The 14,169-nt window shown below is 59.1% G+C and carries 14 protein-coding genes; 7 read left to right on the top strand and 7 right to left on the bottom strand.

The window, feature by feature from the left end:
- The first annotated feature begins 4 nt into the window (after nucleotides 1-4).
- The 7 genes from trbL (at nucleotide 5) to NKH98_RS24890 (ending at nucleotide 7,035) form a co-directional block, all read left to right on the top strand.
- Nucleotides 5-1,327 carry a P-type conjugative transfer protein TrbL gene (gene trbL / locus NKH98_RS24920; RefSeq protein WP_352902567.1) on the top strand — a complete coding sequence of 441 codons (1,323 nt, stop codon included), beginning with the start codon at nucleotides 5-7 and terminating at the stop codon, nucleotides 1,325-1,327.
- A complete protein-coding gene (trbF, locus tag NKH98_RS24915; RefSeq protein ID WP_352902565.1) occupies nucleotides 1,328-2,059 on the top strand; it encodes a conjugal transfer protein TrbF in 732 nt (243 codons plus the stop codon).
- The gene (gene trbG / locus NKH98_RS24910; RefSeq protein ID WP_352517829.1) at nucleotides 2,049-3,077 is read left to right on the top strand and encodes a P-type conjugative transfer protein TrbG; all 1,029 of its coding nucleotides are present in this window, start codon (nucleotides 2,049-2,051) and stop codon (nucleotides 3,075-3,077) included. The genes trbF and trbG overlap by 11 nt, the downstream gene beginning before the upstream one ends.
- A 10-nt stretch (nucleotides 3,078-3,087) precedes the next feature.
- Nucleotides 3,088-4,305: a TraB/TrbI/VirB10 family type IV secretion system protein gene (locus NKH98_RS24905; protein ID WP_352902682.1), complete on the top strand. Its 1,218-nt coding sequence runs from the start codon at nucleotides 3,088-3,090 to the stop codon at nucleotides 4,303-4,305.
- A gap of 11 nt (nucleotides 4,306-4,316) precedes the next feature.
- Complete coding sequence (locus NKH98_RS24900; protein WP_352842753.1) at nucleotides 4,317-4,589, top strand: DUF2274 domain-containing protein; 273 nt, start codon at nucleotides 4,317-4,319, stop codon at nucleotides 4,587-4,589.
- A 537-nt stretch (nucleotides 4,590-5,126) separates the two neighbouring features.
- Nucleotides 5,127-6,116 (top strand): thymidylate synthase, encoded by a 990-nt coding sequence (locus NKH98_RS24895; protein ID WP_352842760.1) that lies wholly within the window; start codon nucleotides 5,127-5,129, stop codon nucleotides 6,114-6,116.
- On the top strand, nucleotides 6,103-7,035 hold the full coding sequence (locus tag NKH98_RS24890; RefSeq protein ID WP_352842761.1) for an alpha-glutamyl/putrescinyl thymine pyrophosphorylase clade 3 protein: 933 nt from the start codon (nucleotides 6,103-6,105) through the stop codon (nucleotides 7,033-7,035). Before NKH98_RS24895 ends, NKH98_RS24890 begins: the two co-directional genes overlap by 14 nt.
- Nucleotides 7,036-7,040: 5 nt before the next feature.
- Here the strand turns inward: NKH98_RS24890 and NKH98_RS24885 are convergent, their stop codons facing one another.
- The 7 genes from NKH98_RS24885 to NKH98_RS24855 form a co-directional block, all read right to left on the bottom strand.
- The gene (locus NKH98_RS24885; RefSeq protein WP_352842762.1) at nucleotides 7,041-8,141 is read right to left on the bottom strand and encodes an ImmA/IrrE family metallo-endopeptidase; all 1,101 of its coding nucleotides are present in this window, start codon (nucleotides 8,139-8,141) and stop codon (nucleotides 7,041-7,043) included.
- Nucleotides 8,138-8,464, bottom strand: a complete 327-nt coding sequence (locus tag NKH98_RS24880; protein ID WP_352902563.1) for a hypothetical protein — start codon at nucleotides 8,462-8,464, stop codon at nucleotides 8,138-8,140. The genes NKH98_RS24885 and NKH98_RS24880 overlap by 4 nt, the downstream gene beginning before the upstream one ends.
- 72 nt (nucleotides 8,465-8,536) lie before the next feature.
- A complete protein-coding gene (locus tag NKH98_RS24875; RefSeq protein ID WP_352842764.1) occupies nucleotides 8,537-8,902 on the bottom strand; it encodes a hypothetical protein in 366 nt (121 codons plus the stop codon).
- Between the two features lie 453 nt (nucleotides 8,903-9,355).
- Nucleotides 9,356-10,558, bottom strand: coding sequence for a PAN domain-containing protein (locus NKH98_RS24870; RefSeq protein ID WP_352902561.1), 1,203 nt, complete (start codon nucleotides 10,556-10,558; stop codon nucleotides 9,356-9,358).
- Nucleotides 10,542-12,128, bottom strand: coding sequence for a hypothetical protein (locus NKH98_RS24865; RefSeq protein WP_352902559.1), 1,587 nt, complete (start codon nucleotides 12,126-12,128; stop codon nucleotides 10,542-10,544). The genes NKH98_RS24870 and NKH98_RS24865 overlap by 17 nt, the downstream gene beginning before the upstream one ends.
- Nucleotides 12,129-12,378: 250 nt before the next feature.
- Nucleotides 12,379-13,077, bottom strand: coding sequence for a thermonuclease family protein (locus NKH98_RS24860; RefSeq protein WP_352902557.1), 699 nt, complete (start codon nucleotides 13,075-13,077; stop codon nucleotides 12,379-12,381).
- A gap of 123 nt (nucleotides 13,078-13,200) precedes the next feature.
- The gene (locus NKH98_RS24855; protein ID WP_023680062.1) at nucleotides 13,201-13,473 is read right to left on the bottom strand and encodes a hypothetical protein; all 273 of its coding nucleotides are present in this window, start codon (nucleotides 13,471-13,473) and stop codon (nucleotides 13,201-13,203) included.
- Between the last annotated feature and the right edge of the window lie 696 nt (nucleotides 13,474-14,169).

Genomic DNA, 14,169 nt, shown 5'->3' with positions numbered 1-14,169 from the left:
CGACATGAATGACCTCGGCGTCATTGATCGCTTCATGGAGACTTTTACCCGCTATATTGATAGCGGGTTCGGTCTGCTTTCGGGCGACGTCGCCTTTCTCACCACCATCCTGATCGGCATCGACATCACGCTGGCAGGCCTGGTCTGGGCGTTCGGCGGCGAGCCCAATGTTCTTGGCCGGCTTGTCCGAAAAGTGCTCTATGTCGGCGCCTTCGCCTTCATCCTGAACAATTTTAAGAACCTCGCCGACATCATCTACCATTCCTTTGCCGGCCTCGGCATCAACGCATCGGCCGGCAATCTGTCCGCCGACAGTCTCCTGCGGCCAGGCCGCATTGCCGCGGCCGGCTTCGAGGGCGCCTGGCCGCTGCTCAATCAAGCGAGCCAGCTAGTCGGCTTCCCCGAGATTTTTGGCAACGCGCTGACCATCTTCGTGCTGCTTCTCGCCTGGTTCCTGGTCCTCATCGCCTTCTTCATCCTTTCCATCCAGCTTTTCATCACCATCCTGGAGTTCAAACTCACCACATTGGCCGGCTTTGTTCTGGTGCCCTTCGCGCTCTGGAACCGCTCGGCGTTTCTGGCCGAGCGCGTGCTCGGCAATGTGATCTCGTCGGGCATTAAGCTGATGGTGCTTGCCGTCATCGTCGGCATCGGCTCCACGCTCTTCGGCGAGTTCGCTTCCGCCCTGCAAGGCAAGGAGCCGGACTTGGCCGCGGCCATGTCACAGGTACTGGGCGCGTTGGCGCTGCTTGGGCTCGGCATTTTCGGACCGGGAATTGCCTCGGGTCTTGTTTCCGGCGCGCCGCAGCTTGGCGCGGGAGCCGCACTCGGAACCACCGCGGCGGCCGCCGGATCAACGCTCGTTGCCGGAGGTGCGGCGCTTGCCGGCGCGCGCATGGCAACCGGCGGCGGTCTCGCCGCCGTTCGAGCCGGCACGGCCATGGGATCGGCTGCTTCCACAGCTTGGCAGATGAGGCGTGCAACATCGCCCGAGTCCGGCCTCTCCGGCGTAGCTGCTGGACTGCAGGGCGTTGCCGGCGCAGCTGGCGGCGCCGCGATTCGGGGAATGCGATCTGCAACAGAACCATTCCGGCGCAGCGCCGATGCCGGCCGCGATGCCGCCTGGACCGCGACGGCCGGCACGCCGACCGCATCAACGACCGGAAACCCTGCCGCGTCAGGTGCCGATGCCGCGCCGGCGTGGGCGAGGCGCTTGCGTTCCGAACAGACCGCGCGCGCCCATCGCCACGCCGCCACGCAGGCCGTCCGCGATGGCGATCGGGGTGGAAGCGGCGCCAACCCCTCTCTCAACGATAAGGAAGACTAGATGCTCTTCAAGCGACCTGTTCAGCGTTACGGGAAGACGCCCCACCCCGTCACACCATACCAGAAGGCCGCCCAACTTTGGGACGAGCGCATCGGCACTGCGCGCGTGCAGGCAAGGAACTGGCGCCTGATGGCCTTTGGCTGCCTCGCTCTGACCACCGGGCTCTCTGGTGGACTCTTGTGGCAGTCGATGCAGGGCCGCGTCGTGCCCTATGTCGTCGAGGTTGATCGTTTCGGCGAGGCGCGCGCCGTCGCTCCAGCAATCCGGGACTACGAGCCCACCGATGCCCAGATCGCCTGGCATCTCGGCCGCTTCATCCAGAATGTCCGCTCTGTTTCCACCGATGCGGTGCTGGTGCGGCAGAATTGGCTCTCGGCCTACGACTTTGCCACCGACCGCGGAGCCCTCTTTCTCAACGAGTACGCTAAGGCCAACGACCCGTTCGGCAAGATCGGCACGCGCAGCGTCTCGGTGCAGGTGACGAGCGTGGTTCGAGCGTCCGACAGCTCCTTTCAAGTCAAATGGACCGAGCAGGTCTTTGAGCGCGGCAGCCTCGCCAGCACAACGCGTTGGACCGGGATCCTCACCATTGTGATCCGGCCGCCGAACAATGCCGATCAGCTGCGCAAAAACCCGCTCGGCGTCTTCATCAATGCCATCGACTGGTCGCGCGAGCTCGACAGTGCCGCGCAGACTTCCGTTCCCCCAAAGGAGCCCGCCAATGATAAATAGACTCTCGTCGCTCCGCACTGCGCTGGTCCTGTCGACGTCGGCTGCGGTCATCTCCGCCTGTGCCTCGAAGCCGGTGCCGCCACCTCAGATTTCCTATGATGCTGCCAAGTTCCAACCGGCGGCAATCGAGAAGGCGCCGGAGAAGCCCGTCAAAGTCGTGGAAGTGCCGAAACCGCTACCGCTGCCCGGCCAGTTGCAGCCCGAGCCGGGCAAGGCTGCTGAAGACAGGCGCTCGCCTGAAGAACGTGTCGCCGATGCCAACAAGGCGGCGACGCAGCAACCCACCAAATATGGCTATGTGAATGCGGTGCAGGTTTACCCCTTTGCCGAAGGCGCGCTCTACCAGCTCTATGCCGCACCGGAGCGCGTCAGCGATATCGCTCTGCAGTCAGGCGAGAAACTCCAATCCGTGTCGGCCGGCGATACAGTGCGCTGGGTAATTGGCGATACCGTCAGTGGCTCCGGCGATGACCAGCGCACCCATGTGCTGGTGAAGCCCTTCGCGCCAGGACTTGCCACCAATCTGGTGATCACCACGGACCGGCGAAGCTATCACTTGCAGCTTCAAAGCACGGATAAGACCGCCATGGCGGCAATCTCCTGGACCTACAGCGAGGACCAGATTATCGCGCTACGCCGGCGCGATGCGCAGGCCGAGGCTGCTATGCCAGTGGCGTCGAATGTGGCTCTCGAAAATATTCGCTTCCGCTATTCGATTACCGGCGACATGCCGCCCTGGAGGCCGACGCGCGCGTTCGATGATGGCAGCAAGGTCTACATCGAGTTTCCGCGCCGCATCGATCAGGGCGAGGCCCCGCCGCTCTTCATCGTCGGTGCTGACGGGGACAACCAGCTCGTCAACTACCGCATACGCGGCAACTATTACATTGTCGATCGCCTCTTCGCCGCGGCCGAACTGCGCCTCGGCGCCAAGCAGCAGCAGGTGGTGCGCATCACGAGGACCGACGGCAGGCAAGCGCCGTGGCGGAAATTGCTCTTTTCGCGTTCCAGCAGGTGAGGGACGGCCCATGACGGATACTTCCCGCTCCGATGCTTCACCGAAACTCGATCCAGAACAGCTGCAGCTGCGGGCCTCGCCTCGCCGCGCTGTGCGCTTCAAGCGCGGCATTATTGTCGCCATTGCTGCTGTTGGTTCCGGGACCGTTCTAGGCGTCACCATGATGGCGCTGCAGGGACCGGCGCTGCGCATCAAAGAGCAGGCTGAAGAGCTTTACAACACTGAGCGGAAGCCAACCGCGGAGGCAATTGAAAGGCTGCCTAAGGACTATTCCGGGATCAAGCCCAAGCCTCCGGTGCTTGGACCACCGCTGCCCGGCGACCTCGGCCGCCCCATCCTTGAGCACCAACGCCAGCTGGGCATCGCGCCGGGCCAGGAGGTTTCGGCGGAGGAGCAGCGCCTTGCACAGCAGGCGATCGAGGCGCGCGAATCGCAAGTCTTCTTCCGGATCGAAAATCGACCCCGGCAAGCAGATGCCGCCGGCAACGGGCAGGGCGGGCGTCCACCCTTTGAGGCAACGGCTCCACAATCCGATGCCGCACGCGGTTCAGCTTCCGTAGCACCGGCCGAGGGCGACCAAAACAACCAACAGCGCAAGCTCGTTTTTGTCAGCCAGCGGAACACAAGTGGAATCTACAATCTGCATGCACTGCAGACGCCGGCTTCGCCGTATCAGCTGATGGCCGGCAGCGTCATCGCAGCGAGCCTGATCACTGGCATCAATTCCGACTTGCCCGGCCTCGTCGTCGCACAGGTCACCGAGAATGTGCACGACACAGTCACCGGCAGCACCTTGCTCATTCCGCAAGGCTCTCGCCTGATTGGCACCTATGACAGCGTTGTTGCCTTTGGACAAAGGCGCACGCTGCTGGTCTGGCAACGGATACTGCTGCCCGACGGCTCTTCGATCGAAATCGACAATCTGCCGGCGACGGACACCGCCGGCTATGCCGGGCTTGAGGACAAGGTGGATTTCCACACCTGGCAGCTGATGAAAGGCGTTGCGCTGGCCACGTTGCTAGGGGTCGGCACCGAGCTGAGCCTCGGGGAAGACGAAAGCGACCTGGTCAAAGCAATCCGCGAATCCGCTCAGCAGAACGTCAGTCGAGCTGGCCAGCGCATCACCGAGAAGAACCTCAATATCCAACCCACCATCACTGTCCGGCCCGGTTGGCCACTGCGCGTCATCGTGCACAAGGATCTTGTGCTGCGGCCGTACCCGGATTGACTGGAGTCATCATGACCAATCTGAAACTCGGCAAACTTCCGGATCGGACACCTTCGAAGATCACCATAAGCGTAAGTGCAGACATGAACCAAGCACTGAAGGACTATGCGGCGCTTTATCGTCAGACCTATGGCGAGTCCGAATCGGTAGCGGAACTGATCCCGTTCATGCTGGCGGAGTTCCTGGAGAGCGATCGAGCGTTTGCCAAGGCCAGAAAGGAAGGGTTCCCTGTCGTCGACAAGTCAGAGAAATCGCGGCGGCAGCCAATTTCAGGGTCCGAATAAGTGACAGCGACCAGTGAGTCCGAGGGGGCACCTTTCTAGGCGGGCAAATGCATTGAAGCAATTTGCCGGCGGCAAGCCGAAACACAGGGCACAATAGACGAGCTGATCTGCCCCGAACCAATGCCGGCTCTGCGCCTTCATTACGGCGGTTCGGGACGTCTTTGGTTGAGGATACGCGCTATTCTTCTGAATGGGACCAGACGTTGACACTTCTCTGGTTCGAAGACGAAGAGGTGCCTGAAGTCAAACGAGACCACGAAGATCGAGCCTCGGACGATGAGGGGTTGGCGGAACTCGACGGAATTCTGCCATGGCCGGGGCGAAAGCGGCGTAGATAGCGGCATTCTCAGTCTGTTTGATCGAACCAACCTTCAAATCCGCACGGGCTTCTGCGCCGTTACGATAGGGCGTCAATCTCTTTTGTTCCCCGTGCCGCTCGCCCAGGTGCGAGAAAAGCCCGAAGCTCCGCTCCGGGAGTATTTTACTTCCCGAAATCCAGTCATAACATGTGCCGCAGCGGTAGATTCGGGGGGCGGCATGTATCTGTGCGGTGAAGGCATTGATGAGATACTGATAGAACTATACCCGATCCTTCTCGCGGACGGGGCCGCGAACGTCGGCACCCGCGGCGAAATGCGAGAAAGGCTTGGGGTGTCCTTCCGAATGACTAACCCCAGAGCTCGGATCAGTCGATCGCAGGACCGTGGCAAGCCTTTCAGCGCCTTGGGGGAACTGCTTTGGTATCTCGGAGGCCTCGATACGCTCGAGTTCATCAAGGAATACATCCCGGATTACGCCAAGGATGCCGAAGATGGCATCCTCGCTGGCGCCTACGGTCCGCGGATACATGCGATGCGCGGAAGCATCAACCAGCTTGAGAATGTCACCAGGCTGCTGAAAGAGAAATCCACGTCCAAGCGCGCTGTGATCCAACTTTACGATGCTGCGGACATCGCGGTCCATCACGAGGAGATTCCGTGCACGACCGCACTGCAATTCGTAGCGCGCGACGGCCGTCTTCACATGTCCACCACGATGCGGTCCAACGACGCGTACAAGGGCCTGCCGCATGACGTGTTCTGCTTCACTATGCTCCAGGAGATGATGGCAACTCGCCTTGACCTCGATCCGGGGGATTACCTTCACTACGCCACCAGCATGCACGTTTACGACGGCTCGATCGAGCCGATGGAGAATTACGTGAATGAAGGACATCAGAAGACCGTGCAAATGCCCCCGATGCCTTCCGGAGACGCATTCTCGATTACCGACGCCCTGTTGCAGGCTGAGGGAGAGATCCGGGCAGAAAAGAAAATTCGGGCCGAAGACTTTGCGAGAGAACCATACTGGGCTGACATCATTCGCCTTCTCCAGGTGTTCTGGGCTACTAAACGGCGGGGTGCACCAGGATTCGAAGGTCTCGGCGAGTTGAAGGCCGAGTTTCATGACGAGGTTTATCGAACATATCTCGAGCGAAGGCTGAAGACCCGAGTCCTGCGAGATACCAAAACAAATGGAGCAGCCTGAAATGTGGCCGACCAGGCAGCTGCAGCATGCGCAGATCTCTAGCGCTCTTCAGACCTTCTCCGCCAGCGTTCGTAATCTTCCAGGTGCCCCGGGGAACCTAGCGCGCGACACACTCGCGATGCAGCTCGTCGCGAGCCTAAGACGCGAAGATTACTACAGGCGAGTACAGGAAAGGCCCGTCATTGCAAGGAAAGCAGATCCCAATTCAGGCACGTTCGATGCCGAGCGCGCGGTTGCATATCATATGCAGAACAGCAACGTAGAAGAGGCCGCATGGCTTGTGTTCCTCATGACGCATTTCGCTCGACCTGCGTCTTCCGGATGGCTTCGACTGCAGCAGGTATACGGCCGCCTCGGGGCTGGGGTGTGGGACTGGCAGACTGTTTCGAACAACCCACAGGCAATGATCTCATGGCTCGCCGCGAATTGGATGAACATCGGCGGAAAATTCGGCAATCACCGGAAGTACGAGAGTCTGCGGCCGAATTCCAACAGAAGCTTCGGCGAGGTCCTGCTCAGCTACGTCGGTTGGATAGGGCCCACGGGACATCAAGCGTTCTTCGCTGCAATGATCCAGCAAACAGGCAACAATCCCGCAACGATCTTCGATGCTCTTTATCGGAGCATGAGCGTGAAGACGTTTGGGCGTCTTGCGAAGTTCGATTACCTTGCGCTGATCGGGCGATACGGTATCGCTCCGATCGAGCCAGGATCCGCCTACTTCAAGGGCGCCACGGGTCCCGCTTCCGGCGCACGCCTCCTGTTCACAGGTTCACACACTGGCGCGGCGACGGAAGCTCAGCTTCAGAGCTGGGTCGATGAGTTGGATGCACACCTTCACGTAGGAATGGCCGTGATCGAGGATGCTTTGTGCAACTGGCAGAAGAGCCCCACCGCATTCGTCCACTTCAAAGGATAGCGATCCTAGACGGTGGCGGGATTGATCTGTCTCCAGTCCCACGTACGCTTAAGATAGTTCAACTTGTCGGGCTCCAGGATTCCACGGTGCTGCATCTGTCCGACGGTTAGGCCTGGAGCCACTCCAATCGATACGCTGAAGCGAACGATGTCGTCTCGTTTCGGCATGACGCGTTCGAATTCGGACTCCCGAAGGGCAGGAATGACGCATTCCGCCGCAAACTCGTTGGCCTCGTTTTCCCGATCTGCGTCCCCCGGTAGAGCATCATCGTCAACGAAGGTGTTCGCCTTATGGAGCACCAGATGTCCGATTTCATGGAAAACCGTGAACCAGAACTGATCATCCCGCTTGTAGCGGAAGCTGAGCAGGAGCATTGCCTTGTCGGGATCGACCATTCGTATCGCGCCGCTGGCGCGGCAGCCATCGGGAGCCTTGACGACTACAAGCGCAACACCCGCTTCCGCGCAGAGCGTCCTCAACCTCGGTAGAAAGAGCTGAGGATGGCGGATCATAGAAAGCCTTCGGATGTCCCGCAGCCGATCCATCAGATTCCCGGAATTCCAGGCGCGTGTCTGGATCATGTCGGCCTCAAGTTCGCCGCGCCGGAGCCACATAAGAGTGGCATCTTCCTTAGACGCGAATGCCTTGGAGGTACGATAGTCCGTTTCGCCTACCAGGCGCCCATATCGACCCGTCCACGATTCTGCGTCCGGAACGTTGTAGAACACCAATCTCTTGCGGATTTCGGCCGCACGGCGCTCTAGGGGTAGCTTGCCACGCGCTTTCTGGCCCGGAGCGGGGAGGCGCAGCAGCAGATCCTCATGTCCACTTTCTCGGACTTGAACCACAGCACGATCGACCGCAGTATCGAAGTTCTCCTGCCGCTTCAGCCAGAATTTCGCCGTCGCTCCCAGGACCGCCGACAGTGTCGAAGCGGACGACTCGTCGATCTGCCGCGACCCGTCTATGAGGCTGCGGACAGCATCAAGCCCATCCTCGAAGCGCTCGGCAAGGTCACGCGCGGAAATGTTGCGTCGTTGCATGATTGCGCGGATCGAGTCGCCAGGTTTCGAAAACCAGTTGGCTGTAGCGTGCTCATCGATCATGGTACTTCCGATATGGCTGTCAGCTTCACGAATTCAACACTGGCCCAGTCAATCCGTCCATTGTCCGTCAGTGTGACGTTCTGATCCACGCTCACGAAGGTTGCGGTGTAGCTCGAACCGATGGCAACTTCAAAGCTCTCATCGTCGTTGATGGTCACGTTTCCCCCAAGGATATCATGCCACCCCTGAACATTCTCGAAAGCTTCCGCATCCGCAAGCTCGCTGACCAGGCGATCTGCATATGTTCTACCAAACCGTTGTTCCGCCACGTCACGGTTGAGGCAACAATGCTTAAGGTCGGCCGTCCCATACGAAATCTGCATCCGCGAATCAGCGTCCGCTCGCGAAATACTGGATAGCGAGGCTTGCGCCACCCTGATCGGCTAAGACTACCTTCATTGAGGACGAGCCGATCCCTGAGGTTTGTCCGCTTGCTTGGCGCGGATACGATCAATGCGGGACCAGTTCCTGCCCAGTTCCTGTTCGGCGGCCTCATTCATGTCAACCTTGGTGGCGTTGCAGAGGGCCGCGAGCGTAACGAGGACGCCCCCAACCTCTTGGCGCACGTCACCTTTCGACCTACCGAACACGTACTCCACCAGTTCGAGTGCCTCCTCCTTTGTGCAGGAGTTCGCCTGAGCGAGTTCAAGCGCCTCTTCAAGGAAGCGATGATTGCGCTCCTGTACATCGAGGTGCGCCGGCGTCGGAAAGCACGCGACAATCCATTGCCACACGCGGTGTTGAAACGAGCCTGAAGGCATGTCTACTCCCAGCGGTTGCCCTGAGAAGACACTGAGTCTGAGGTAGATTCAAGTTTCAGGGGAACTACTAAGCCTGCTGGACAATAAAGGTTGTGCATAAAAGCCGTGACCTTTTCTTGCGGCCGGCCTCGTTCTCTTCCGACAGAAAATCAGTCTCGTCACGATGCCGCCAGACCGGATGCTGAATGGCAGCTTCTCGCCAACAGTAATCGAACAACGGACAGACCGCTCCCGGCCCAATTTTTGACATTCAGTCAGACGGTCCCGCAATGCGCCGACGACAATTCTTTCTCTGACATGCCTCAGTTGGCTCCACTTTGCATTCTGTTAGAGCTTCGTCGAAGAACATTCCTACCGCTAACCCAAAGATGATCGTGGAATTTTGCTAGCCACTTTCTTTGACAAGTGGCTTGGCTTCAATCGCTCCGTGAGGATAGGTGCTTTGCTTCAACTTTAGTTGGCGACGCTCTTGATGCCAGATGCGACCGCTGCGTTATCAGCGGATTGGGTGATGCTGTTGAAAAGGACACACGCACTTTCTTTTTTGCGGAAATTGAACCCTAAGCAGGATTTGTCGTTTGCACATTGCAGTATGCAGTCGGGATATCGGAGCGGAGAGGTCCAATAGGCATTGCCAGAAATTTCCGTTTTTGTGGCGAACACCAAATTCGAGTAGCGCAAATTGCTCTCGACCACTTTTTTTGCGGCCATGATCGACTCTTCGCTTTTGACCAGTAGCGATGCGTCCCCTTTCATGAAACAAGCTCGAAATTTTGTGTTATAAGTAACCGCTAGACACCTGAAGTCGGTATCGCAGGCGGTTTGACACTGCTCAGAACTCACGTTCCTAGTTGGCATATCCGGCAGGTCGTTTCCGATCGCGTCCCATCCTGACACGACAACAAATCCACTATCTGCATCGACCTCTGTCGCAGGAGTTTCTACGGGGACAATTGCGGCCTGCTCTCGTGACTGGTCAGGAATGATGTCTGAAGACGCAAATGTGCGACCATCCAGCCACGCGCATCTTGTTGCAAGATCGACGGCCGATGAATCATTAAGGCCGACCAACTGAAGCGTCTGAGCAGCAGCGCCAGGCCCGGCTGGTGGCGCTGTCGGGGCAGAACGAGCTGCCAATGATACATTTACGTCTACGCCGTTCACACTCCGCCGAGAGTAACACCACGCTCGGTCCCAGGTTTCGTCGTTCTCATCCTTGAAGTGGTGACCTGTGATTAACTCCCAAGTGGTGCCTTGGAACTCGACGTTCTTGGTGGCGAACTTGTTGAAGTCGACGGTCACCACGTCAGGCCTGGTAGGGACGTCAGCCTGGGGCGCCTGCTCCTGAATTGGCTTTGGAGTTGGAACAGGAATAGGCGGCTCATCTTTTGGGGAGGTGAGATCGCTTGGCTGCTCTATGGTCGGCAAAGCTGCCGGCTCCGGCAAGGTTTTGTCCCCTAGACCAAGATTGATGCCTAGCCCAATCCCGACCGCCGCCACTGCAATGGCTCCGCCAGTCGCCATTCGGCGAAAGGCGGTCGCTCGGGCTGTCTTCTCTTGGGCCGCGGCTTGAGCCTGCAAGGTTGGAATCGCTGACCTTTTGACGGCGAGATCGACGGCTTGCTCAAGCAGGGTGGTGTTATGCCGGACGAGCACTTTTGCGATCCTTCATTGATACCGTCACGAGGTCTGAGACCTCAAGCGGCAAATCCTGGTCGAGGGCCTTGCGAAGAACTTCGGGGTCGTCGGTGAAGAGCGGAACGTAGAGGATCTCTTTGACGATTTTTTCGACAGGCACCTCTACCCGCTTCTCAATCTCTTTCTCTACCGTGACTTCGACCGGTACCTCGACCGTTCGAACCCGCCGCCAGCGCCAACTCAAAAGCATTCTGCGGAGCAGCCTGGAAGTCTTGCTCTCTGAATTGTCCTCTTCTCGGGCGGCAATGCGCTGGAGCGCTAGAGCGACCATTGCCGTAATTGGTCCCGCGAGCGCGGCGATGAGCGCGAGCGAGCCGAACCAAATCACAGAGATTATTCCGGCCTGTGCCTCAGTCACCAGTTCAGGTTTGCTGCCGTACCACCGTGAGGCAATACGGCGGACCTGATCTGTCCGCGCCATTGGGATCCGCTCCTTGGCAAAGGCGCTGAGGGCTTTGGCAATCTGGTCCTGTCTGACCTGGTTTTGCGCCGAGGTGTTTGCCTTGTTGGCTTCTGCCGCCTGGGCATCTGCGAGCCGTTTGCCCGCTTCATCCAATCGACGCTGCCAAGCCGCGGCATCACTATCGCGCGTTTGCTCCAGAGACGAACGCCTATCGACAAGCTTCTGCCTCTGGTCAGTAGTCATAGGAGGGCTATTTGCCCGCAAACGATCGAAATTTTCGCGCAGCGCAGCAATCTCTTGATCGAGCGGCTCAATCCGAGTGTCGAACTTGGTGGTAATTTTCGTGCGGGGGTTGGCAAGTTTAGCCACTTCCGATTCTAGCCTGCGTGCCGAGTCGCTGTCGCCTGAATCGCGCGCCATCTTGATACGTTCAACAAAGCTGTCGCGTTGGCGCTCAAATTGATCGACAGCGTCTTTAACTTCGCGATCACGCTGTTGAATCAGCGCCGATCGAACAGCATTTTTCTCATCCACTTGATCGCGAACACGCGAGGCCTCTGGAGTAAGGGCTGTCGTTCCCTCCAATTCCGCATTGGCCTCGGCAATTTGCGACTGAGAGGTCGCACGCGATTTTTCTGCAAGAGAGGTCAGCTGCTCAATTTCGGAACGGGCTTGATCGACCTGATCGGCTCTTCGACCAAGTTCGTCAGCAGAGGCGAGCTTTGTCGCTTCCTGCTCAAGGGCATCAATCTTGTTTACGAGCTCCTCATAACGCAGCTGACGCAATGCGCCTGCCCTCTCCATCCCCATAAAGACAGTTTCGAAAGTGATGCCTGCAAGAACCAGGAGGAAGACCAAGATTATGGGCTTCCAGAGCCAAGACGCGCTGAAAAGCAGTGTAGCTATCGGTATCTTGGTGAGCTCCGCGATTGCCACCATGAGAAAGGGTGCACTGGCGAGCGTCAAATCCATTGCAGTGACAGACTCGCTTGCAGAAAACGCTTGTACGCCTAATGCTACACCTGTCGTAAGACCAATCGCTGCGGCCGCAATCTCTAGGGCCCAGGCACCACGGTAGGTCCACTGGCCATAGCTTGCCAGCTTTTGACTCATCACAGTCTGCATTTTACTCGCCCCCCCGACAGGGCAACATCACGCCTTGATCGCCTGCCAGCATACACTTAACGGTTTTGAAAGTCTTAGTTAAGGCGTCTCTTCTCTCTATTGTCGCAATAACTTTTTCTGCCCTTCAGATATAGAATACCTCGTCAAAAAATGGGGTTAGCAGACCGCGTCGCCCATGCATGGTCGTCGTTGGATCGGTGTAAGCGGAAAGCCGAACAGGCCGTAGCGCGCTTACTCCGTTACATTTCAGCTAGCAGAGTGTTTCGCATGGGATCCCATCCTTGTCGCGATCGAGTTTTCCGCCCCATGAGCAGTTTTGCAGGTACCAGTTGGCTTCGTCGCAGGAACCGATCTGCTTGCACGTTCTCCGCGGCTCGCAAGAATAGCCGCTCTGCGCGACCAGCTTACGGCTGATGATGCCCAGCGGACGACTCGACGGCGCCGCGCCGTCGGCGTGCGCAGCGCGCCATTCCCAGGGTACCTGAAACGTCCCGGCCCACAGGCCGATCTTTGAGGCTTGGGCTTGCGCCTGCTGCCCCCCATAGGCGCCCTGGCTGTAGTGAGGCCAATCCAGCGCCTGGCCGTGCTTGACCATCCAGGCGGCCACGCCCGCGCCGTCGGCGCGCCGACAATCGCCGACAAAGCGGTGGTAGCGGTCCCACGTCACGAATGTGCATTCGAGCGGCCTCGACGCGGCCAGGAAAGTGTCCAGCGCTTCGGCCGATCGCCGGCCGCAAGGATACTCGGCGCCATTCGCATCGCGGCACAGCTGCCGGCTCTCTGGCGCGTCGATGCCGTTGAAGCGGACGCGCTGGCCGTGGATTTCGATCGTATCGCCGTCAATGACGGAAGCGACACCGGTAAGCGAGGCGGGCGCCGCCCTTCGTGGGCTGGCCTTTGATGCATCGTCGCTACGTTGCGCGCCCGACGGCGCCAGGAAGGCGGCCACCGCCGCCGCTGCCGTAAGACCGAGCATTGCCGGCACGCTCGCAAGTTGGCGCCGCCACAGCTTGGCACCGGTGGGTCTCTGCCACCGATTGGATCGATATTTGCGGTATGGCCTGCTCATCCGCTACGCCGACCAGCCCGGCCATGCGCTGTCGACCATGGGCAGGCCGGCGCAATAGTAATCGTCAAGGAACCGCCCGGTGGACCGGTCGCGGCAGCGCCAGATAACGCTGTAGTTCTGGCCATAGAATTGGTCCCACGCGACGCCATAGGTTTGTGGTGGCGGTGGCCGGTAATATGTTCCGCCTCCATAGCCGTTGTTGGCAGCGACACCCACAGCTGCGCCGCCGACAGCCGCGATCGCTATGCCTGTCGCGACAGCATTGTCGGTTTGCACAAGCCTGGTGCACTTCTCTGCTGTTGCGCCCCTGCGCACTAGAAGGGCCGCTACCCTGCTACGATACTGTTCGTCCGTGCTGCTGGCGAGAACGTGACATAGCGCAACGGTATTCATTGCCGTGAGATCGCTGTCCGACACGACAGCGCTCGTAGAGCAGCCGCTGACGCACAGGGCTGCACTTGCGATGAGTGCTCCAATTTTCATGTGAATCCCCCAAACAAATATTGGGGCGAGTCCGACCTGGAAGTCCAGAGTTTTGTTTTTCACTTTGCTACGATTCACAGCATGCTGCGGCTAGCTGGCATCCACTGCAACCAACCCTTCCGCCGGTCGTTGACTGATGCTGGGTTGATCTCAGCCACTCCAGAACTTGCCCGCTGGCTCAAAACCGGCGGGCTTTTTTTCCGCGACGCCGGAAGGCTCTATCTCGCCGCATGTTGTGGTACATCGGCACGGCGTCATCGGGCCGTGCCGTTGACCAAGGTGGTCCCTCCGCCATGGTCGGCCGGCGCAGCCTTGACCGTCCGCGCGGGCCATCCCAATCAGCCCGCTGGCTTCGGTCGGCGGCTTTTTATTTGATGCCCGGCGCCGTCGGCTTGGATCTAGCAGGCTTCTCTGATTGGGGTCGGTGAGGTCAAGCGTTTCCTGTCTTTTTTCCGGACCATGTCGCCCCGCGGGTCACTCGCTTCTCTT

This window comes from Mesorhizobium sp. M0833, assembly GCF_040319905.1.
In the GTDB taxonomy this organism is placed as follows: Bacteria; Pseudomonadota; Alphaproteobacteria; order Rhizobiales; family Rhizobiaceae; genus Mesorhizobium.
This window is presented reverse-complemented; position numbering and strand designations above follow the sequence as displayed.

What these genes read in the sequence shown, in the direction of transcription:
- trbL (WP_352902567.1), top strand. Translation starts at nt 5, where the DNA reads ATGAATGACCTCGGCGTCATTGATCGCTTCATGGAGACTTTTACCCGC.
- trbF (WP_352902565.1), top strand. Translation starts at nt 1,328, where the DNA reads ATGCTCTTCAAGCGACCTGTTCAGCGTTACGGGAAGACGCCCCACCCC.
- trbG (WP_352517829.1), top strand. Translation starts at nt 2,049, where the DNA reads ATGATAAATAGACTCTCGTCGCTCCGCACTGCGCTGGTCCTGTCGACG.
- NKH98_RS24905 (WP_352902682.1), top strand. Translation starts at nt 3,088, where the DNA reads ATGACGGATACTTCCCGCTCCGATGCTTCACCGAAACTCGATCCAGAA.
- NKH98_RS24900 (WP_352842753.1), top strand. Translation starts at nt 4,317, where the DNA reads ATGACCAATCTGAAACTCGGCAAACTTCCGGATCGGACACCTTCGAAG.
- NKH98_RS24895 (WP_352842760.1), top strand. Translation starts at nt 5,127, where the DNA reads ATGTATCTGTGCGGTGAAGGCATTGATGAGATACTGATAGAACTATAC.
- NKH98_RS24890 (WP_352842761.1), top strand. Translation starts at nt 6,103, where the DNA reads ATGGAGCAGCCTGAAATGTGGCCGACCAGGCAGCTGCAGCATGCGCAG.
- NKH98_RS24885 (WP_352842762.1), bottom strand. Translation starts at nt 8,141, where the DNA reads ATGATCGATGAGCACGCTACAGCCAACTGGTTTTCGAAACCTGGCGAC.
- NKH98_RS24880 (WP_352902563.1), bottom strand. Translation starts at nt 8,464, where the DNA reads ATGCAGATTTCGTATGGGACGGCCGACCTTAAGCATTGTTGCCTCAAC.
- NKH98_RS24875 (WP_352842764.1), bottom strand. Translation starts at nt 8,902, where the DNA reads ATGCCTTCAGGCTCGTTTCAACACCGCGTGTGGCAATGGATTGTCGCG.
- NKH98_RS24865 (WP_352902559.1), bottom strand. Translation starts at nt 12,128, where the DNA reads ATGCAGACTGTGATGAGTCAAAAGCTGGCAAGCTATGGCCAGTGGACC.